Raw genomic sequence first — 20721 nt, 5'->3', positions numbered from 1 at the left:
CTATGTTTTAAAACGAACCGGATGTTTGTCCGTATTTCTGGGCGGGCAATTGATTACAACGACCAAGAAAAAGGAAGAGCACACATGACACTGAAACTCAAAGCGTCCGCTTTTGCCATGGCTGCAGCTGTTTCTCTGGGAGCTGCATCGACTGCAGTTTCTGCCCAGGAGCAGCGCTTCGTCACCATCGGCACTGGCGGTGTAACCGGCGTTTATTACCCGGCGGGTGGCGCGATCTGTCGTCTGGTGAACATGAATCGTAAGGAACACGGTATCCGTTGCTCGGTAGAGAGTACCGGTGGTTCTGTCTATAACCTGAATGCCATCCGTGCCGGCGAACTGGACCTGGCGGTTGCCCAGTCTGACTGGCAGTACCATGCTTACAACGGCACCAGCGAGTTCACTGATGCAGGCAAGAATGAAAAGCTGCGCGCGGTATTCTCCATGCACCCGGAGCCGTTCACCGTTGTCGCCAGCAAAGGCTCCGGCATCAAGAACTTCGAAGACCTGGAAGGCAAGCGGGTTTCTGTGGGTAACCCGGGTTCCGGCCAGCGCGCGACCGCAGAAGTCCTGATGAAGGAAATGGGCTGGGAGATGGACAAGTTCTCCCTGGCGGCCGAAATCAAGGCAGCAGAGCAGTCCCAGGCCCTGTGTGATGGCAACATCGATGCCTTCTTCTATACCGTTGGCCACCCATCCGGTGCCATCAAGGAAGCCACCACTTCCTGTGACAGCGTACTGGTGAACGTGGATAACGCAGCCACCAAGAAGCTGATCGACGATAACCCATACTACCGTAAGGCGGTTATCCCCGGCGGCATGTACCGTGGTTCCGACAATGACGTAACCACTTTCGGTGTGGCAGCTACCTTTGTGTCTTCCACCGATGTGCCGGACGATGTGGTATACGAAGTGGTCAAGGCGGTATTCGAGAACTTTGACAGCTTCAAACGCCTGCACCCTGCGTTTGGCAACCTGAAGAAGGAAGAAATGGTCTCTGATGCCCTGAGTGCACCGCTGCACCCGGGTGCGGCCAAGTACTACCGTGAAGCTGGTCTGATCGACTGATCAGCCGGGTAGAGAGCAGAGCGGGCGCCAAGCCCGCTCTGTTGATTCAGTCAGACTGTTTTTTATTTGCAGGAACGTTCTATGGCAACGAATGACCCGGGCACCGGGGCAGGTGCGGATGCCGCAAAGGTAAGTGAGGTACTGCAGACCGAAACCGGTGGCCGTGCCCTGCAAGGCCCAGCAGCGGTGCTCCTTTTCATCATTCCGGTATGCTGGTCTTTGTTCCAGCTCTGGATCGCATCACCCCTGCCGTTCATTCTGAACTTCGGTATTTTCAACTCGACAGAAGCCCGCTCCATTCACCTGGCGTTTGCGGTATTTCTGGCGTTTTCGGCATTCCCCATGATCAAGGGGGTTCATGCCAACAAGGTGCCCGTCTATGACTGGGTGCTGGCCCTGGCCGCGGCCTTTGCGGCGTCTTATCTCTACGTTTTTTACGATCAGCTGGCGACGCGACCGGGTGCCCCTATCACCGCGGATCTTTGGGTGGCGCTGTTTGGTCTTGTGCTGTTGCTTGAGGCAACCCGGCGGGCGCTGGGTCTGCCGTTGACGATTGTTGCAGCGGTGTTTATAGGCTATTCCCTTGCCGGCCCCTATATGCCGGATGTCATCTCCCACAAAGGGGTCAGCCTGAATAAACTGGCTTCACACCAGTGGCTGGGCACAGAAGGCGTGTTCGGTGTTGCTCTCGGGGTTTCCACCAGCTTCGTCTTCCTGTTTGTGCTCTTCGGTGCTCTGCTCGAGCGGGCGGGCGCCGGCAACTATTTCATCAAGGTTGCCTACGCCATGCTCGGCCATATGAAGGGCGGCCCGGCCAAGGCGGCGGTGGTGTCCAGTGGCCTGAGCGGTGTGATTTCCGGGTCTTCCATTGCCAACGTGGTGACCACCGGTACCTTTACCATTCCGCTGATGAAGCGGGTGGGTTTCCCGGCTACCAAGGCCGGTGCGGTTGAGGTGGCTGCGTCCACCAACGGTCAGCTGACCCCGCCGATCATGGGTGCTGCGGCGTTCCTGATGGTGGAATATGTCGGCATTTCCTACCTGGAAGTGATCAAGCATGCGATTCTGCCGGCGCTGATTTCCTACGTGGCATTGATCTACATCGTGCACCTGGAAGCCTGCAAGCTGAAGATGCACGGCATTGAGCGGCCGAACCGGCCCTCCCTGGCCCAGCGCATGCTGAACTGGGTGGTGGTGCTGATCGGGCTGATTGTGCTGACCTTTGCCGTCTATTATGGCGTCGGCTGGACCAAGGGTGTGCTTGGAGAAGCGGCACCCTGGGTACTTGGCCCCATCCTGGTTGCCATCTACGTGGCGTTGATTGGCTATGCCACCCGCTTCCCGGAGCTTGAGGAAGATGATCCCGACAAGGCCATGGATGAACTTCCGGAAGTCGGCCCTACAGTGAAAACCGGGTTGTATTACCTGCTTCCGGTGGTGGTACTGGTCTGGTGCCTGACGGTTGAGCGTTTCTCGCCCCAGCTGTCGGCGTTCTGGGCCACCCTGTTTATGGTGTTCATTGTCATCACCCAGCGCCCGCTGAAGGCGTTTTTCCGCAAGCATGGTGGCTTCATGGGCGAGTTCACCGGTGGTATCGGTGATCTGTTCCACTCCCTGGCCACCGGTGCCCGGAATATGGTGGGTATCGGTGTGGCAACGGCCACTGCGGGCATCGTGGTGGGTACGGTTACCCTGACGGGTATCGGGCTGGTGATGACCCAGTTCGTGGAATTCCTGTCTGGCGGTAACTTGTTGCTGATGCTGATGTTTACCGCGGTGATCAGCCTGATCCTGGGTATGGGTTTGCCCACTACGGCCAACTACATTGTGGTGTCCACCCTGATGGCGCCGGTGATTGTGACTCTGGGGGCCCAGAACGGCCTGCTGGTGCCGTTGATTGCGGTGCACCTGTTTGTGTTCTACTTCGGCATACTGGCGGACGACACGCCGCCCGTGGGGCTGGCCGCCTACGCGGCGGCCGCCATATCCGGGGCAGATCCCATACGAACGGGTATTCAGGGCTTCACCTACGATATCCGGACCGCGATCCTGCCGTTCATGTTCATCTTCAACACCCAGTTGTTGCTGATCGGGCTGACCGGCTGGGTGGATCTGTTGATTACAGTCTTCAGTGCGGTGACCGCCATGCTGGTATTTTCTGCGGCTACCCAAGGCTACTGGTTTACCCGCAGCTACAAGTGGGAAACCGTTTTGCTGCTGCTGATTACCTTCACCATGTTCCGGCCCGGCTTCTGGTGGGATATGGTTTATCCGCCATACGAGGAACGCCAGGGCGAAGCCATCATGGAGTACGTCGAGCAGGCTGAGCCAGACGAGAAAGTGGTGTTCCGTGTTTCCGGTATGGCACTGGATGGCAGTGATACCACAACCTACACCCAACTGGAGATTCCTGCCGGCGATTCGGCAACTGAGCGGTTGTCTGCTGCAGGCCTGGAGGTGTCTGTCAGTGGCGACATGCTGGCAGTCGACTTCGTGAACTTTGGCAGTGCCGCGGAAGAAGCCGGTATCGATTTCGGCTGGAACATCGAAGCGGTGCAGGCCAAGCTCGACAGGCCGCCGAAGGAAGTGATGTTCATCCCGGCCCTGTTGCTGCTTGCGTTGGTGGCCTTTGGCCAGTTTAAGCGGAAAGCCAGGGAGGATGCCCAGCCCCAGGCTGCGTAACCTGAATCGGCGTTCGTACAAACCCGGCATTGTTGCCGGGTTTTTTTCTGTTAAACTCGCCTCCAAACCGACCCGCGGTTTGTATCGCGGCAGCCGGCCACCATGTGATCTTTGGTATAGATCACCGCTGAGAAACCATGAGGAGATCATCATGCCCGTTATTACTCTGCCCGATGGCAGCCACCGTAGTTTTGCCGAACCCGTAACCGTTCACGACGTTGCCGCCGATATTGGTGCAGGCCTTGCCAAGGCCGCCCTGGCTGGAAAAGTGAATGGCAAACTCGTGGATACCAGCTACCTGATCGAAAACGATGTGGATCTGGCCATCGTAACCGAGCGCGATGAAGACGGCGTAGACGTGATTCGCCACTCCACGGCACACCTTATGGCCATGGCGGTACAAGATCTGTTCCCCGGCGCCCAGGTAACCATCGGGCCGGTGATCGAGAACGGTTTCTACTACGACTTCAAATACGAGCGCCCGTTTACCAACGAAGACCTGGCGCGCATCGAAAAGCGTATGGAAGAACTCGCCAAGCAGGACCTGCCGGTCTCCCGTTCCATCATGTCCCGGGAGGAAGCGGTCAAACTGTTTGAAAAAATGGGTGAGGAATACAAGGTTCGGATCATCGAGGATATCCCCGGTGAGGAAGATCTGTCGTTCTATCGTCAGGGTGATTTCATCGATTTGTGCCGTGGCCCCCATGTGCCCAGCACCGGCAAGCTCAAGGCCTTCAAGCTGACCAAGGTAGCCGGCGCCTATTGGCGTGGCGATACCAGCAATGAACAATTGCAGCGTATCTACGGCACGGCCTGGGGTAACAAGAAAGACCTGAAAACCTATCTGCATCGCCTGGAAGAGGCCGAAAAGCGGGATCACCGAAAGATTGGCAAGAAGCTGGGCCTGTTCCACATGCAGGAAGAAGCTCCCGGCATGGTGTTCTGGCATCCGGATGGCTGGTCCTTGTACCAGGAAGTTGAGCAGTACATGCGGGCCAAGCAGCACCAGCATGGCTACCAGGAAATCAAGACTCCGCAGGTGGTGTCCCGTACCCTGTGGGAGAAATCCGGGCATTGGGACAAGTTCAAGGACGGCATGTTTACCACCGAGTCCGAGAAACACGACTATGCCATCAAGCCCATGAACTGCCCCTGCCACGTGCAGGTGTTCAACCAGGGCCTGAAGAGCTACAAGGATTTACCGCTGCGCCTGGCGGAGTTCGGTTCCTGCCACCGGAATGAAGCTTCCGGCGCACTGCACGGCCTGATGCGGGTGCGTGGATTTACCCAGGATGATGCGCATATCTTCTGCGAAGAAGATGCGATCCAGCAGGAAGTATCGGCATTTATCGAAATGCTGCACGAAGTCTATGCAGACTTCGGCTTTAACGAGATTCTGTACAAACTGTCTACCCGCCCGGAAAAGCGCGTAGGTTCCGATGAAGTCTGGGACAAGGCCGAGGCCGCCCTGGAAGAAGCCCTGAATCGCGAAGGCGTTGACTGGGAATTGTTGCCGGGTGAGGGTGCTTTCTACGGGCCCAAGATCGAGTTCTCCCTGAAAGATTGTCTCGGTCGGGTGTGGCAGTGTGGTACCATTCAGGTCGATTTCTCCATGCCGGGTCGCCTTGGCGCCCAGTATGTGGCCGATAATTCCGAGCGGAAAACGCCGGTTATGCTGCACCGGGCGGTGCTCGGGTCTTTTGAGCGGTTTATCGGTATACTGATCGAAGAATACGAAGGGGCTTTCCCCACCTGGCTGGCACCAACGCAGGTTGCGATCCTGAATATCACCGATAATCAGCGTGACTACTGTCAGAAACTGGCCGAAAAGTGGGATTCTTTGGGGTATCGGGTTAATGCTGACTTGAGAAACGAGAAGATCGGCTTTAAAATCCGCGAGCATACTCTTAACAAGGTTCCCTATCTTGTCGTTGCAGGCGACAAGGAAATCGAAAACAACGCCGTTGCCGTACGTACTCGCAAAGGTGAAGATCTGGGAACCTTATCGCTCGAAGCGTTTGAACAGCTGCTGGCTGACGACATTCAACGCAAGGGCAGAACCAAGACGGAGAACTGATTATTAAACAGCGAACGAATCGGGGTGGGCGCACTCCTAAAGCGCCTATCAATGAGAATATTGACGCAACTGAAGTCCGCCTGATCGATGCCGAAGGCAACCAGGTAGGTGTTGTAGCAATCGAGGAAGCCCTCCGGATGGCGGAGGAGGCAACCCTGGATTTGGTACAGGTTACGGATTCCGATCCGATCGTCTGTAAGATAATGGATTACGGCAAGAAGATCTTCGACGAGAAAAAGGCGAAGGCTGCTGCCAAGAAGAAACAGAAGCAGACGCAAGTCAAAGAGCTTAAGTTCCGTCCAGGAACTGAAGAAGGGGATTATCAGGTAAAACTACGCAACCTGGTACGTTTCCTTGAGAACGGGGACCGCGGCAAGATCACGATTCGGTTTCGCGGCCGTGAGATGGCACACCAGGAACTTGGTATGAAGCTCATGGGCCGGATTGAAGCCGATATCGAAGAGATTGCAACGGTTGAAATGCGGCCGAAAATGGAAGGCCGTCAGATGACCATGATCGTGGCTCCCCGCAAAAAGAAGTGAACCTGATCCTCTGACGGGTCCCCCGCATTGGCGGGGGATTTGTCGTTCAGGGACACAATTTGTTTTATTTAAAAATAGAATGCGGAGTTTTAAAAATGCCGAAGATGAAAACCAAGAGCGGAGCTACCAAGCGGTTCAAAAAGACCGCCACTGGCTTCAAGCACAAGCAGTCCTTCACCAGCCACATCCTGACCAAGAAGAGCCCGAAGCGTAAGCGTCAGCTGCGCGGCACCAAGCTCATCGCCAAGTCAGATGTTGCATCTATCAAGCGCATGACCGCGTGCTGATCCAGCCGCGCGAAACGTTCCTTAGAAAGTAAAGGTAGAAGGATTATAGTATGGCTCGTGTAAAGCGTGGCGTGGTAGCACGTCGTCGTCACAAGAAGATTCTCAAGCAGGCCAAGGGTTACTACGGCGCTCGTAGTCGTGTATTCCGCGTTGCCAAGCAGGCGGTTATCAAGGCTGGTCAGTATGCCTACCGTGACCGTCGCAACCGTAAGCGCGCGTTCCGTGCACTGTGGATTGCCCGCATCAACGCTGGCGCCCGTGCAAACGGTCTGTCTTACAGCCGTCTGATCGCTGGCTTGAAGAAAGCGAATGTTGAAATCGATCGTAAGGTTCTGGCTGACCTGGCCATGAACGAGCAGCAGGCGTTTGCCGCTGTTGTTGAGAAGGCCAAAGCGTCCCTGTGATCGCTTAAGCTCTTTCATCGATGACTGATCGATCCGGGTGCTTCATGTCATCGTGAATGCACCCTCTGATAGGGGAAGGGCACGCTCTTCCCCTATTTTTGTTTTAACCTACCCCATTTCTGGTTTGGAGCAGGGTCAATGGAAAACCTGGAGCAATTGGTTCAGGACGGGTTGAACGCCGTTGAAAAGGCAGACAACCTTCAGGCACTTGATCAAATTCGCGTGGAATACCTCGGCAAGAAGGGCGTAATTACCCAGCAGGCAAAGACCCTGGGCAAGCTCTCGGCAGAGGAGCGCCCTGCGGCCGGTCAGAAGATCAACGAAGCCAAGGGGCAGGTTGAACAGGCCATCAATGCCCGCCGTGCGGATCTCGAGAAGGCGGCCATCGAAGCCAGGCTGGCCAGCGAATCCATTGATGTTACCCTACCAGGCCGTGGCCAGGACCTGGGTGGCCTGCACCCGGTAACCCGCACCCTGCAGCGTATTGAAGAGATTTTTGCCCGCGCCGGTTACAGCGTGGAGCAAGGGCCCGAGATCGAAGACGATTACCATAACTTCGAGGCCCTGAATATTCCCGGGCACCACCCGGCCCGCGCCATGCACGATACCTTCTACTTCAATCCCGGTACCCTGCTGCGCACCCATACCTCTCCGGTCCAGATCCGTACCATGGAAGCCGGCAAGCCGCCGTTCCGTATGATCTGCCCGGGCCGCGTTTACCGCTGCGATTCCGACATGACCCACACCCCCATGTTCCACCAGGTGGAGGGGTTGCTGGTTGAGAAGAACGTCAGCTTTGCGGATCTGAAAAGCACGGTGGAAGAATTCCTGCGGGTGTTCTTCGAGCGTGACCTGAAAGTACGTTTCCGTCCGTCTTATTTCCCGTTCACCGAGCCATCCGCCGAGGTGGATATCGAGTGGGGCCGGGAAGCAGACGGCAGCATCAAGTGGCTGGAAGTCATGGGCTGCGGCATGGTGCACCCGAAAGTGTTCGAGCATTGCGGCATTGATGCCGAAGAATATCGTGGCTTTGCCTTTGGCCTGGGCGTAGAGCGCCTGGCCATGCTGCGCTACGGCGTGAAAGACCTGCGCATGTTCTTCGAAAACGACCTGCGTTTCCTGCGCCAGTTCCGGTAAGCCTCAGGGCAGAACGGCGTACGCAGAGCTCAGAATCAACCGCACAAATCGCATCAGGACAAGGCAAGAACGATGAAATTCAGTGAACAGTGGCTGCGCGAATGGGTTAACCCGAATCTGGGATCCCAGGAATTGATGGACCAGATCACTATGGCCGGGCTGGAAGTGGACGGCTTCGAACCGGTGGCTGGCGAATTCACCGGCGTGGTGGTTGGCGAGGTGATCTCCGCCGAACCCCATCCGGATGCTGACAAGCTGCGCGTGTGCCAGGTGAGCGATGGTACCAACACCGTGCAGGTCGTGTGTGGTGCGCCCAATGTGCGTGCCGGCCTGAAAGTGCCGTTCGCGGTTGTCGGCGCGGTGCTGCCTGGCAACTTCAAGATCAAGAAAGCTAAGCTGCGTGGCCAGCCTTCCGAAGGCATGCTCTGTTCCGAGTCCGAGCTTGGGTTGTCCGAGAACCATGATGGCCTGATGGAGTTGCCTGCCGATGCCCCTGTCGGCCAGTCCGTAGCGGATTACCTCAAGCTGAACGACATCGCCATTGATGTAGATCTCACGCCGAATCGCAGTGACTGCCTGTCCATCAAAGGCCTGGCTCGTGAAGTGGGTGTTCTGAACAGCCTGCTGGTGAACGCGCCGGCGATCGAACCAGTTGAGGCCGTGCATTCAGAGGTTCCTGACATTCGTGTGGAAGCTCCCGCCGGCTGTCCCCGCTATCTGGGTCGGGTACTGCGCAACGTGAACCTGCAGGCGGAGACCCCGCTGTGGATGCAGGAAAAGCTGCGTCGTTCCGGTATCCGTTCCATTGACGCGGCGGTGGATGTCACCAACTACGTCATGCTGGAGCTTGGCCAGCCCATGCACGCGTTCGATCGCGAAGAGATCCAGGGCGGCATTGTGGTGCGCATGGCAAAGCCCGCTGAAAAGCTGGTGTTGCTGGATGGCCAGGAAGTGGAACTGACTGAAAACACCCTGGTGATTGCCGATCACGAGAAGCCGGTGGCCATTGCCGGTGTGATGGGTGGCGAACACTCTGGTGTGAGCGCCAAGACCCGGGACCTGGTGCTGGAGTCTGCCTATTTTGACCCGATCACCCTGGCCGGTAAGGCGCGCGAGTATGGCCTGCATACCGATGCTTCCCACCGCTTCGAACGTGGCGTCGATTACGAGTTGGCCCGGGATGCCATGGAGCGGGCTACCCGACTGTTGATGGACATTGTCGGCGGTGAGCCTGGCGAGATTGTTGAAGTATACAGCCAGAAGCATTTGCCAAAGGCACGTGAGATTGACCTGCGTGAGCAGCGCCTGGCGGATGTCCTTGGCCTGGCGATTGATCGCACCACCGTTGAAGAAATCCTCACTCGCCTGGGCCTGCGAATTGAAAAGCTGCTGAAAGACGGCTGGCGCATCAGTGTGCCCAGCTTCCGCCCGGATATTTCCATCGAGGAAGACCTGATCGAGGAAGTGGGCCGGATTTATGGTTACAACAACCTGCCGGTCACCGAGCCGACAGGTTCCCTGGGGCTTCGTGCACGGGAAGAAGCGGTTCGCCCGCTGTCTGCTATCCGCAATTTCTTTGTGGCGCAGGGCTACCAGGAAGCCGTGACCTACAGCTTCGTAGACCCGAAGGTTCAGCAGCTGCTGGACCCCGAGCGTGAGGGCATCGCCCTGGCGAACCCGATTTCCGCCGATCTCTCAGTCATGCGTACCACCCTGTGGAGCGGCCTGCTGAAGACAGTTGCCCATAACCAGAACCGTCAGCAGCCACGGATTCGCCTGTTCGAGACCGGCCTGCGCTTTGAGCAGAATGGTGATGCCATCGATCAGCAGCCGATGCTGGCCGGTGTCGTGGTTGGCAACCAGGTACCGGAAAACTGGGTAAACGGTCGCAGAACCGCCGACTTCTTTGATGTAAAAGGGGAGTTGGAGAGCCTGTTCAAAGTGCTGGGTATCGAGATTCAGTTCCTCGCCAGCCAGCACCCGGCTCTGCACCCGGGCCAGACCGCCGAATTGCTGCGCGACGGCGAGCATGTGGGCTGGTTGGGTACATTGCACCCGCAAGTGCAGAAAAATCTTGAACTTAATGGCACGATCCTGATGTTTGAGCTATTCTTGAATTCGATCGTTACCGGATATGTGCCTAATTTCAAAGATATTTCGAAATTCCCGGAAGTTCGTCGGGATTTGGCTATTATTATCGGGAGCGATGTGGCGTTTGCTCAGGTTGAAGAAGTCGCCCGCAAGCATGCCGGCGAGCACCTGACAGCGATGCGTGTGTTTGATGTCTACGAAGGCGAAAGCCTGGGCGAAGGCAACCGCAGCCTGGCGGTCAGCCTGTTCTGGCAGCATCCGGAGCGCACGCTCAACGAAGACGAAGTGCATTCGCTCTTCAACGGGGTAATCGACGCCCTGAAGGAAGAGTTGGGGGCAACACTGAGGAGTTGACAGATGGCGGCTTTGACGAAAGCGGACATGGCGGAACGTTTGTACGAGGAATTGGGTCTTAACAAACGGGAAGCCAAGGAAATGGTGGAAGCTTTCTTCGATGAGATCAGGGGCGCACTCAGCCACAACGAACAGGTGAAGTTGTCGGGATTCGGCAACTTCGACCTCAGGGACAAGAAACAGCGGCCGGGACGGAACCCGAAAACGGGTGAGGAAATCCCAATCAGTGCCAGGCGTGTCGTGACTTTCCGGCCAGGCCAGAAACTCAAGCAAAAAGTAGAAACGTATGCTGGAACCGAGTCATAACAACGAACTCCCCGCCATTCCGGGGAAGCGCTATTTCACCATCGGTGAAGTAGCCGATCTGTGTGCGGTGAAGGCCCATGTACTGCGGTACTGGGAGCAGGAATTCCCGCAGCTGTCGCCGGTGAAACGCCGGGGCAACCGCCGTTACTATCAGCGGGCAGACGTTATCACCATTCGCCAGATTCGCAGCCTGCTATACGATCAGGGCTACACCATTGGCGGTGCCAAGCAGAAACTCAGCAGCAGTGAGGTGAAAGACGATACCTCCCAGTACAAGCAGCTGATCCGCCAGATGATTACCGAACTGGAAGAAGTACTGGATGTGCTGAATTCGCCGGCGTCCTGAGGCGAATATCCCGCAGCAAGGTACTGTAACGAAAAGGCCGTGGCATTTTGCCCCGGCCTTTTTGCGTTAAGGCTGAGCCAGGGCTTACTTGTTCTTGCAGGTTTTGATGCCGAAGATAGAGTAGGCCGGGCAGTTGCCCATCAACGCAGTGGCCAGTGGCACAATACCAATCCAGCCCCAGGGGGTTTGCGGGCCCACAAATACCAGGGCAATCAGTACAATGCCCACAACTGCGCGGATAATCCGGTCTGCTGATCCCATATTAACCGTCATCGTTCTCTCTCCTGTGTGATGTCGGATGTTGAAACAACTATAGTCCGCAATCCGTGACTGTTCAGTGATAAAGTCACACAGAACCTGATAAACCGAGCAAACAGGGCGCCATTCATGGCAAGGCACAGCATTCTGGACACCCTCAACGATTCGCTGCGAAAAGATACGCTAGCCGGCATCAGCACCATGCGCTTTCCTCCCGGGCAGGTGCTGTTCAGTGCCGGTGAACATTGCCGTGGCCTGCCGTTGGTACTGGGCGGAAGCATTAAAGTCCAGATGACCGGGTTGTCCGGCCACAGCATCGTGCTGTACCGCATGGGCTCTGACGATATTTGCACCTTGTCCATCGGTTGCCTGATGACAGGCCGCGGCTACCGTGCCGAGGCCATTGTGGAGGAAGAAACCGAGGCCGCCATTATTCCCCGGGGGCTGTTTGACCGCCTGATGGACCAGTCTGCGGAATTCCGCCTGGGCATCATGGAATCCTATGGTCGGCGGCTGGACGACCTCATGCTGCTGGTAGAGGAAGTCGCCTTTCACCGCATGGATGAGCGCCTGGAAGAGTGGTTGCAGGCGAGGGCGGCGCAGGGGCAGCGGACACTGACCATCACGCATCAGGAGCTGGCAACGGAACTGGGTACCGCCCGGGAAGTGATCAGCCGCTTGCTGAAAGAGCTGGAGCGCCGGGGCCAGGTTGGCCTGGCCCGCGGCAAGATTGAGCTGACAGGTTTAAAGAAGCGTTCAGCGACGGCCTGACAGGCCGTGAATCAGCCGGGCCAGTTGCTCGGCGGATTGCTCCAGGTTGGCCTCGGCCTGCTGGTAGGCTTGCTGGAGGTCCATTGGGGCAGGTGTGATCGAGAACGCTGCGGTCAGGCCAAGCTGGTGTAGCTCCCCCAGTTCCGCGCCCAGTTTGCCGGCCAGGCCGATCACCGGTACCCCGTGTTTGCTGGCAAGGCCGGCCACGCCGGCCGGTGTTTTGCCGTAGGCGCTCTGGGCGTCGATGGCCCCTTCGGCCGTGATTACCAGGTCTGCACCTTTCACATGGCTTTCCAGTTCGACGGTTTCCATCACCAGCTCGATGCCCGGGCGCAACTGTGCACCGAGTATTCCGGCCACCATACCGCCAATACCGCCGGCCGCGCCGCTGCCCGGAAAACTCGCGATATCAAAGCCCTGCTGTTGCACCAGCCCGGCAAAGTGCCCCAGGCTGGCATCCAGCTGCACAACCTGTTGGGCATTGGCGCCTTTCTGGGGCCCGAAAACGGCGGCAGCACCGTTAGGGCCAAGCAGGGGATTATTCACATCGCAAGCGACGACCAGGCGCACTCCGGACAGGCGGTCAATAGCAGGTTTAAGGTCTACACTGGTCAGTTGCTCCAGGCCGGTTCCGCCGGCAGGAATGTCCTGGCCCTGGGCGTCCAGCAGCCGGGCGCCCAGTGCCTGAAGAATTCCCGCACCGCCGTCGGTGGTGGCGCTGCCACCCAGCCCCATGATCAGGGTTTTGGGCCGGTGAGCCAGTGCGGCAAGCAGCAGCTCTCCGGTGCCCCGGCTGGAGGCGGCCATGGCATTCCGTTCATTGGCGGGCACACAATGCAGGCCGCTACCTTCAGCTACTTCCACAATCGCCGTCTCGCCATCATTCACCAGCCCGTAGCGGGCAGTCACCGGCTGTCCGAGCGGGCCGGTGACCGTCACCTCATGCAGTTCACCCTTACGCGCCTCGGTGAGTGCAACGGTAGTACCCTCACCACCATCGGCCAGCGGTACTTCAGTAATCTGGTCCTCCGGCGCTGCCCGGCGCCAGCCACGGGCGATGGCACTGGCTACCTGCTCGGCAGCCAGGCATTCCTTGAATGAGTCCGGGGCGATGACGATGCGCATGTTACAAAGCCACCAGGGATGTCAGCCAGACTGCGGTAATGGTCACAAGGCCCATAATCAGGGTGGCTGTTGTGTGGGATTTATAGGCCGTGGCCACGTTCATTTTGCTGAACTGGGAGACTACCCAGAAGTAGCTGTCGTTAGCGTGGGACACCGTCATTGCGCCGGCACCAACGGCCATAACTGTGAGTACCCGGCCCATATCCGAATCCAGCCCCAGCTGAGGAAGCAACGGTGCGACCAGGGCAGACGCTGTAACCAGTGCGACCGTGGACGAACCCTGGGCTGACTTCAGGGCGGCAGCAACAATAAACGGCATCACAACACCAAGGCCAAGCGTTGAAAGGGTATCACCCAGATACTCGCCAAGCGGTGTGGCGGCGAGAACTGCACCAAAGGCGCCGCCTGCACCTGTGATCAGGATGATCGGCGCGGCCACTTCCAGGCCTTTGCTGGTGTGGCGTCCAAACTCTTCCAGCTTGCCTTTGCCTTGTAGCAGAGTCAGCGCGAAGCCTAGGCCAATCAGCAAGGCGTTCAGGGGTTTGCCCAGGAAGTTCAGTGTCTCGTACAGCAGGCCGTCCCCCAGCGGAGCCGTGGGATAGCTTGCGACCGAGCCCAGGCAGATCAGGAGGATCGGGATAAAGATCGGAGCAAAGGCTTTGCCGGCGGAAGGCAGTTCACCGTAGTGCTGCTTTGCTTCCTCGAAGGCTTCCTCTGCCTGTTCCAGTTCGGTGCTGCTCAGGTTTTTACAGCGCGAAGCCCAGAACAGGCCTGCCATTGCGGCGATGATGGCGAAAACCAGGCCAACACCGATGACCATGCCGAGGTTGTCCTCCAGCCCGAGGTTGCCCGCTGCAGCGATAGGGCCGGGGGTGGGGGGTACCAGCGTATGGGTTGCGAACAGGCCGGTAGACAGGGCAACGGTCATCGAGACCGGCGATACGCTCAGGGAGCGGGCCATGGAACGCTTCAGGCTGTTAAGAATGACATAGCCGGAGTCGCAGAAGACCGGTATGGAAACAATAAACCCGACCAGTGACATGGTGAGGGTAGGAAACTTCTGGCCCAGGATCTTGATAATGGTTTCGGCCATCACGATGGCTGCGCCAGTGCGTTCGAGGATAACGCCGATAATTGTGCCCAGCACGATCACCAGGCCAATGTAGCCCAGAATGTTGCCGAAGCCGGCGCGGATGGTTTTCTCGATATCTTCAAGTGGTAAACCAAACGCGAAGGCAGCCAGGAAGGATGCCAGTAACAGGGTGATAAACGGATTCAGTTTCAGTCGGCTGGTGGCGAACACAATGAAAATTATGATCGCGACCAGGATCAGTACCAGATGCATCGGCAATCTCCAGAATAGGGCCGGGTTAATATCCTACTAATCAGGTTGGTTATTCGGCGCCAAGTTTAAAGTCAAACATGGCTCTGCGCACCCCCGCTTTGTGGGATTTCCGTAAACGGGGCTATTTAATCCCTACAACCCCCGATCCTTTACATTCTCCATCACCGCAAATGAACTGGTCTGCAGCACATGGGGCAGGCTGGAAATCTGTTCTCCCAGTACCTGCCGGTACTCGGCCATGTTCTTTGTTCTCACCTTCAGAAGATAGTCAAAGTTGGCGGCCATCATGTGACATTGCTCGACCGCAGAGATCTGTTTGACCGCAGCGTTGAACGCCGCTAGGGCTTTGCTCGAAGTGTCGTTAAGGGTTACCTGGGCGAAGGCGACGTGGGACTGGCCCAGCTTGGTCTGGTTCACCATGGCGCTGTAGCCGGTGATATAGCCCTGGTCTTCGAGCCGGCGCATGCGCACCTGGCAAGGGGTTTTCGACAAGCCCACCCGCGAGGCCAGCTCGGTGACGGTGATCCGCCCGTTTTTCTGGAGTTCCCGGATGATGGAAAGGTCGATCCTGTCGAGATCTGACATGGCTGCTATCCTTGAAGGAGGTGGCTGGCTTTCATTGGTTTGGTGAATATGGCTGATTTTAGTGAATTTGTGGGCGAAACGGTAATTTTTAACGTATCAGAAAAGGAAAGTATCTCGGTCTTTCGCGCTGTATTAGGTAAATAGCATATTCCCCGTTGGCTACAATGCGGTCAGTAATCAAAATAATCAGGAGGTACATCCATGAGTCTGCAGCAATCCGTGTCCCCCGGGCTTCAGGACATTCGCCAGACCATCCGCAATAACTACCTGGCGGATGAATATGAAGTGATTCACCAGCTGATTGAGCAGGCTCAGCTGTCTGATGAAACCCGAAAGGCCATTTCAGCCCGGGCAGCGGACCTGGTGCGGGATGTGCGTGATAACGCCAAGCCCACCATCATGGAAAAGTTCCTGGCTGAATACGGCCTGACCACCAAAGAGGGCGTGGCCCTGATGTGCCTGGCGGAGGCGCTGTTGCGGGTGCCGGATAACCTCACCATCCAGGATCTGATCGAAGACAAGATCACCTCCGGCAACTGGGGCGCCCACGTGGGTAAAGCCAAGTCCGGCCTGATCAACTCGGCCACGCTGGCCCTTCTGATGACCAGCAACCTGCTGAAAGACTCCGAGCGCCAGAGCGTGGGTGACACCCTGCGCAAGATGGTGAAGCGCCTGGGTGAACCGGTGGTGCGCACCGCCGCTGGCCAGGCCATGAAAGAAATGGGCCGGCAGTTTGTGTTGGGCCGTACCATTGAAGAAGCCCAGGACCGCGGCAAATCCCAGGAAGAGCAGGGCTACACCTATTCCTATGACATGCTGGGCGAAGCGGCCCGCACCGATGCCGATGCCGAGCGTTACTTCAACGCCTATTCCGATGCCATCGACAGCATCAGCAAGCGTTGCGAAGGCGATGTGCGCACCAATCCCGGTATTTCCGTAAAACTGTCTGCCTTGCTGGCCCGTTATGAATACGGCCAGAAGGAGCGGGTGATGACCGAGCTGGTCCCCCGCGCCCTGACCCTCGCCAAAAAAGCCGCCGCGGCCAATATGGGCTTCAACATCGATGCCGAAGAGCAGGACCGCCTGGACCTGTCTCTGGACGTGATCGAAGCTATCCTCTCAGACGAAGAACTCAAAGGTTGGGACGGCTTTGGCGTGGTGGTCCAGGCCTTCGCCAAGCGGGCTTCCCAGACCCTTGACTGGCTGTATGCCCTGTCTGAAAAACTCGACCGCCGCATCATGGTGCGACTGGTAAAAGGCGCCTACTGGGATGCCGAGATCAAGCGGGCCCAGGTGATGGGCCTGGACGGCTTCCCGGTGTTTACCCGCAAGGCCTGCAGTGACGTGTCTTACCTGGCCTGCGCCCGCCAGTTGCTGGGCATGACTGATCGGATTTACCCGCAGTTTGCTACCCACAACGCCCACTCGGTGTCTGCGGTATTGGAACTGGCGAAAGACCTGGGCCGGGACAAGTTTGAGTTCCAGCGCCTGCACGGTATGGGTGAATCGCTGCACGACCAGGTACTGGAAGACAGCAAGGTGCCGTGCCGTATCTACGCTCCGGTTGGTGCCCACAAAGACCTGCTGGCGTACCTGGTGCGCCGCCTGCTGGAAAACGGGGCCAACAGCTCCTTTGTAAACCAGATTGTCGACACCAGCATTACGCCGGAAGAGATCGCCAAAGACCCGATCGACGTGGTGATGCAGCTGGGCCATGACATTTCCAGCAAGGCCATTGTGCCGCCGGCGAAGATCTTCGGTGACCAGCGCCGTAACTCTAAGGGCTGGGACATTACCGATCCGGTGACGGTGGCGGAAATTGACGCCGGCCGTAACCGGTACAAATCCCATCAGTGGCAGGGCGGCCCGGTGCTGGCGGTGGAATCCACCAGTGATGAAGTGGTGGAAGTGCGTAACCCGGCCGATCCGGATGACCTGGTGGGCCATATTACCTACACCTCCGAAGCCGACATCCATGCGGCCATGGACGCCGCCCGGGACGGCTTCAGCCAGTGGTCGGCAGTGCCGGCGGAGCAGCGGGCCGAGATGATCCGCAAAGTCGGTGATTTGTACGAAGAGAATGTGCACGAGCTGTTTGCGCTGACCACCCGTGAAGCCGGTAAATCCCTGCTTGATGCGGTGGCGGAAATTCGCGAAGCCGTCGACTTTGCCATGTACTACGCCAACGAAGGCATCCGCTACAAGGACGATGGCCAGGCCCGGGGTGTGATGTGCTGTATCTCGCCATGGAACTTCCCGCTGGCTATCTTCACCGGCCAGATCCTGGCGAACCTTGCTGCCGGTAACGCGGTGCTGGCCAAGCCGGCGGAACAGACCTCGCTGCTGGCCGTTCGTGCGGTGGAACTGATGCACCAGGCGGGTATTCCGAAAGCCGCCGTGCAGTTGCTGCCGGGCACCGGTGCAACCGTGGGCTCAGCGCTGACCTCAGACGCCCGGGTAACCGGCGTGTGTTTCACCGGCTCTACCGCCACGGCACAGCGCATCAACAAGGCCATGGCAGAAAAAATGGCGCCGGATGCCCCGCTGGTGGCAGAAACCGGTGGCCTGAATGCCATGATTGTGGATTCCACGGCGCTGCCCGAGCAGGTGGTGCGGGATGTACTGGCTTCGTCATTCCAGAGTGCCGGCCAGCGCTGTTCCGCCCTGCGTATGCTCTACGTGCAGGAAGACATCGCCGAGAACCTGCTGGAAATGCTCTACGGTGCTATGGAAGAGTTGGGCGTTGGCGACCCGTGGCTGCTGTCTACAGACGTGGGCCCGGTGATCGACGAGGACGCCCGCACGAAAATTGCCGATCATTGCGATAAATTTGAGCAGCAGGGCAAGTTGCTGAAGAAAATGTCGGTGCCTGAGAAGGGCCGGTTTGTGTCGCCTGCAGTGCTCAAGGTTAGCGGCATCGAGGAAATGGAAGAGGAAATCTTCGGCCCGGTGCTGCATGTGGCCACCTTCGCCGCGAAGGATATCGACAAGGTGATCGATGCTGTGAACGCCAAGGGCTACGGCCTGACGTTTGGTATCCATAGCCGTGTTGATCGCCGCATTGAGCACATTTCCAGTCGTATCAAGGTGGGCAACACCTACGTTAACCGTAACCAGATCGGCGCCATCGTGGGCTCCCAGCCGTTCGGCGGCGAAGGCCTGTCCGGTACCGGCCCGAAAGCCGGTGGCCCGCAGTATGTGCGCCGGTTCATCAAAGGCGAGGTGGTTGAAAAGGCGGCCCCTGCCGATGCCAAATCGGTTACGGCCAGCAAGGTGCAGAAGCTGATCGACCAGCTGGCGAAGGTAGATGCTCCGGTCGCAGAAGGCCGGCAGCAGGCGCTCAAGCCGTACTTTGGTGACCTGCCTGCACCGTTGGATGAAGGCTACGAGGAAATGCCGGGGCCGACTGGCGAGCAGAACCATCTGTCCTGCCATGCCCGTGGTGTTGTGCTTTGTGTTGGGCCGGATGCGGAATCTGCGATAGAGCAGGCGGGCACTGCGTTGTCCCAGGGCAACAAGGTGGTCGTGATCGCACCGGGTGTTGAAAAGCTGCTGGCCGACGCCATCAAAGCCGGCCTGCCGGTAGCCGCCGTAGACGGCCTGCTGGAGCCCGACGCGCTGATTCAGCTCAACGGTTATGAAGCGGTTACCAGCGTGGCTGAAAAGCCGCTGCTGAAGCAGTACCGCCAGGCCCTGGCCAAGCGCGATGGTGCCTTGCTGCCGATCATCACTGAGCACAAGCTGGACCAGCGCTACGTGATCGAACGCCACCTGTGTATCGACACCACCGCCGCCGGCGGCAACGCCAGCCTGATCGCCTCAGCCGAATAAGCAGTCGTCAACCCCGGGGTCAGACCCGGGGTCTGACCCCGGGGTTGAAAGGCCTGAGATGACAGGCTTGATCATTAAGGCCAGCTTCCGAAAGGGGCTGGCCTTTCTTTTACGGGCGTGGATTTCACCCCGCTTGCCGGCCGCGTTAAGATAGTCGCCTAACCATCCGCCAGGCCCATCAGGACGACCCCTTGCCTTCATCCATAAGCCCCGACGCTGCCCGAAACTTTTTTGCAGTCTGCCTCTCGCTCACATTCTGCTTTGTGGTTTATTCCATGCTGATTGTGGCGGTGCCGGTTTATGGCTTGCAGTTGGGCGCCTCGCCGCTGGTATTGGGTGCGGTGCTCAGTACCCAGTATCTGTTGCCATTGTTGCTGGCGATTCCCCTCGGGGGCGTGGTTACCCGTCTCGGTGGCCGTGCCACACTGATCGCCGGCGGAGTGTTGATGGTGGCGGGGCTGTTGTCCATGCACTTCTGGTATGGCTTTGGCGGCCTTGTGCTGGGCCAGTTGCTGGTGGGGCTGGCGCACCTGCAAATGGTGCTGTCCGCCCAGACCATTATTTCCAATCTGGGCACCGGGCCCTCGCTGGAGAAATATTTCGGCTGGTATTCCACCTGGCTGTCCGGCGGGCAGGTGGTGGGCCCCTTGCTGGCCGGGGCACTGCTGGCAAGCGAAACCGGCCGGGGGGATGTCTTTTTGGTGATGGCGCTGTTTGCGGTGCTGGCAGCCCTGTCTGGATTACTACTCACCGGCCAGGCCCGGGAGCGGATGGCGATCACCCGAAAGCAGGCGGGCTTCCGGGCTCAGTGGGCGTTAATGAAGGCTAACCGGGGCGTCCAGCTGTCGGTGCTGGTTACTGTGCTCGGGATGTTTGCCCTGGGCGTGTACGGCAGCTACCTGCCGGTTTACCTGGAAAGCCTGGCCATGACACCGGTGGTGATTGGTGTACTGGTCAGCTTGCGGGCGGGTGTGTCCATGCTGATCCGGCCCTTTATGGCGCGCATGATTGCCTTGGCTGGCGGGCGCGAGAATACGGTGTTGCTGTCTCTGGGAACCCTCGCCGCAGGCATTGGCCTGCTGGGCCTGTTCGAACACATGGTTTTACTGGGGCTGCTGGCGGTGCTGGTGGGCATTGGGTCCGGCCTCACTCAGCCACTTTCGATGGTTATCCTGGCCGAAAGCGTGGAGCGGGAAAAGCGCTCCGGTGCGCTCGGTATGCGCCTGATGGCCAATCGCGCCATTCACTTCCTGGCGCCGCTGATGTTCGGCGCCTTGCTGGAGTTGGGCGGTTTTGTGCTGGCTTTCGGGCTTTCCGGCGCACTGATCGTGGTTGCCCTGCTGCAAATGCGCAGATTGTTCGACACGGGGTCAGACCCCGCCCTTTGATGCCTTGATCAGACAAACTGAATAAGCTTTGCTGATTTCTCCGTTTTCATTCCGCGCTTGTTGTTTCTATAGTCATTAGTCAAACGGGATACCCTTAAAAAAGGTTCATCGCGCTTTACCGGGA

17 protein-coding genes are annotated in these 20721 nt (G+C 58.1%); 13 read left to right on the top strand and 4 right to left on the bottom strand.

Features of this window, described 5'->3' with window-relative positions; translation table 11 throughout:
* The first annotated feature begins 84 nt into the window (after nucleotides 1-84).
* The 10 genes from B2589_RS00875 (at nucleotide 85) to B2589_RS00830 (ending at nucleotide 11294) form a co-directional block, all read left to right on the top strand.
* A complete protein-coding gene (locus B2589_RS00875; RefSeq protein WP_286815318.1) occupies nucleotides 85-1068 on the top strand; it encodes a TAXI family TRAP transporter solute-binding subunit in 984 nt (327 codons plus the stop codon).
* 81 nt (nucleotides 1069-1149) lie between these two features.
* Nucleotides 1150-3750 carry a TRAP transporter permease gene (locus tag B2589_RS00870; RefSeq protein ID WP_286815317.1) on the top strand — a complete coding sequence of 867 codons (2601 nt, stop codon included), beginning with the start codon at nucleotides 1150-1152 and terminating at the stop codon, nucleotides 3748-3750.
* 151 nt (nucleotides 3751-3901) lie between these two features.
* Nucleotides 3902-5827 carry a threonine--tRNA ligase gene (thrS, locus tag B2589_RS00865; protein ID WP_286815316.1) on the top strand — a complete coding sequence of 642 codons (1926 nt, stop codon included), beginning with the start codon at nucleotides 3902-3904 and terminating at the stop codon, nucleotides 5825-5827.
* On the top strand, nucleotides 5824-6369 hold the full coding sequence (gene infC / locus B2589_RS00860) for a translation initiation factor IF-3 (RefSeq protein ID WP_081697581.1): 546 nt from the start codon (nucleotides 5824-5826) through the stop codon (nucleotides 6367-6369). Before thrS ends, infC begins: the two co-directional genes overlap by 4 nt.
* Before the next feature lie 95 nt (nucleotides 6370-6464).
* Entirely contained in the window at nucleotides 6465-6656 is a 192-nt protein-coding gene (rpmI, locus tag B2589_RS00855) for a 50S ribosomal protein L35 (protein WP_007151842.1), read from the top strand.
* Between the two features lie 50 nt (nucleotides 6657-6706).
* The gene (gene rplT / locus B2589_RS00850; RefSeq protein WP_022989373.1) at nucleotides 6707-7060 is read left to right on the top strand and encodes a 50S ribosomal protein L20; all 354 of its coding nucleotides are present in this window, start codon (nucleotides 6707-6709) and stop codon (nucleotides 7058-7060) included.
* Between the two features lie 138 nt (nucleotides 7061-7198).
* On the top strand, nucleotides 7199-8197 hold the full coding sequence (pheS, locus tag B2589_RS00845; protein WP_058341178.1) for a phenylalanine--tRNA ligase subunit alpha: 999 nt from the start codon (nucleotides 7199-7201) through the stop codon (nucleotides 8195-8197).
* Nucleotides 8198-8269: 72 nt separating this feature from the next.
* Nucleotides 8270-10642: a phenylalanine--tRNA ligase subunit beta gene (pheT, locus tag B2589_RS00840; RefSeq protein ID WP_286815315.1), complete on the top strand. Its 2373-nt coding sequence runs from the start codon at nucleotides 8270-8272 to the stop codon at nucleotides 10640-10642.
* A 3-nt stretch (nucleotides 10643-10645) separates the two neighbouring features.
* Entirely contained in the window at nucleotides 10646-10948 is a 303-nt protein-coding gene (ihfA, locus tag B2589_RS00835) for an integration host factor subunit alpha (protein WP_022989370.1), read from the top strand.
* Nucleotides 10929-11294, top strand: a complete 366-nt coding sequence (locus B2589_RS00830) for a MerR family transcriptional regulator (protein ID WP_022989369.1) — start codon at nucleotides 10929-10931, stop codon at nucleotides 11292-11294. The genes ihfA and B2589_RS00830 overlap by 20 nt, the downstream gene beginning before the upstream one ends.
* An 84-nt stretch (nucleotides 11295-11378) precedes the next feature.
* On the opposite strand, the gene B2589_RS00825 is transcribed toward B2589_RS00830, so the two are convergent.
* A complete protein-coding gene (locus B2589_RS00825; RefSeq protein ID WP_022989368.1) occupies nucleotides 11379-11567 on the bottom strand; it encodes a YgaP family membrane protein in 189 nt (62 codons plus the stop codon).
* A gap of 114 nt (nucleotides 11568-11681) precedes the next feature.
* Between B2589_RS00825 and B2589_RS00820 the strand changes: the two genes are divergently transcribed.
* The gene (locus B2589_RS00820; RefSeq protein WP_058341180.1) at nucleotides 11682-12323 is read left to right on the top strand and encodes a Crp/Fnr family transcriptional regulator; all 642 of its coding nucleotides are present in this window, start codon (nucleotides 11682-11684) and stop codon (nucleotides 12321-12323) included.
* On the opposite strand, the gene B2589_RS00815 is transcribed toward B2589_RS00820, so the two are convergent.
* The 3 genes from B2589_RS00815 to B2589_RS00805 form a co-directional block, all read right to left on the bottom strand.
* Entirely contained in the window at nucleotides 12309-13448 is a 1140-nt protein-coding gene (locus tag B2589_RS00815) for a glycerate kinase (protein WP_286815314.1), read from the bottom strand. The two genes, B2589_RS00820 and B2589_RS00815, sit on opposite strands and share 15 nt — an antisense overlap.
* Before the next feature lies 1 nt (nucleotide 13449).
* On the bottom strand, nucleotides 13450-14793 hold the full coding sequence (locus B2589_RS00810; RefSeq protein ID WP_094625334.1) for a GntP family permease: 1344 nt from the start codon (nucleotides 14791-14793) through the stop codon (nucleotides 13450-13452).
* A 132-nt stretch (nucleotides 14794-14925) separates the two neighbouring features.
* Complete coding sequence (locus B2589_RS00805) at nucleotides 14926-15378, bottom strand: winged helix-turn-helix transcriptional regulator (protein ID WP_058341183.1); 453 nt, start codon at nucleotides 15376-15378, stop codon at nucleotides 14926-14928.
* A gap of 201 nt (nucleotides 15379-15579) precedes the next feature.
* Here B2589_RS00805 and putA point away from each other — a divergent pair, with 201 nt between their 5' ends.
* Nucleotides 15580-19209, top strand: coding sequence for a bifunctional proline dehydrogenase/L-glutamate gamma-semialdehyde dehydrogenase PutA (gene putA / locus B2589_RS00800; protein WP_286815313.1), 3630 nt, complete (start codon nucleotides 15580-15582; stop codon nucleotides 19207-19209).
* Between the two features lie 191 nt (nucleotides 19210-19400).
* Nucleotides 19401-20597 carry an MFS transporter gene (locus tag B2589_RS00795; RefSeq protein ID WP_286815312.1) on the top strand — a complete coding sequence of 399 codons (1197 nt, stop codon included), beginning with the start codon at nucleotides 19401-19403 and terminating at the stop codon, nucleotides 20595-20597.
* Nucleotides 20598-20721: the final 124 nt, after the last annotated feature.

It is taken from the genome of Marinobacter sp. UBA3607, from assembly GCF_002375525.1.
Taxonomy (GTDB): Bacteria; Pseudomonadota; Gammaproteobacteria; order Pseudomonadales; family Oleiphilaceae; genus Marinobacter; species Marinobacter vinifirmus.
This window is presented reverse-complemented; position numbering and strand designations above follow the sequence as displayed.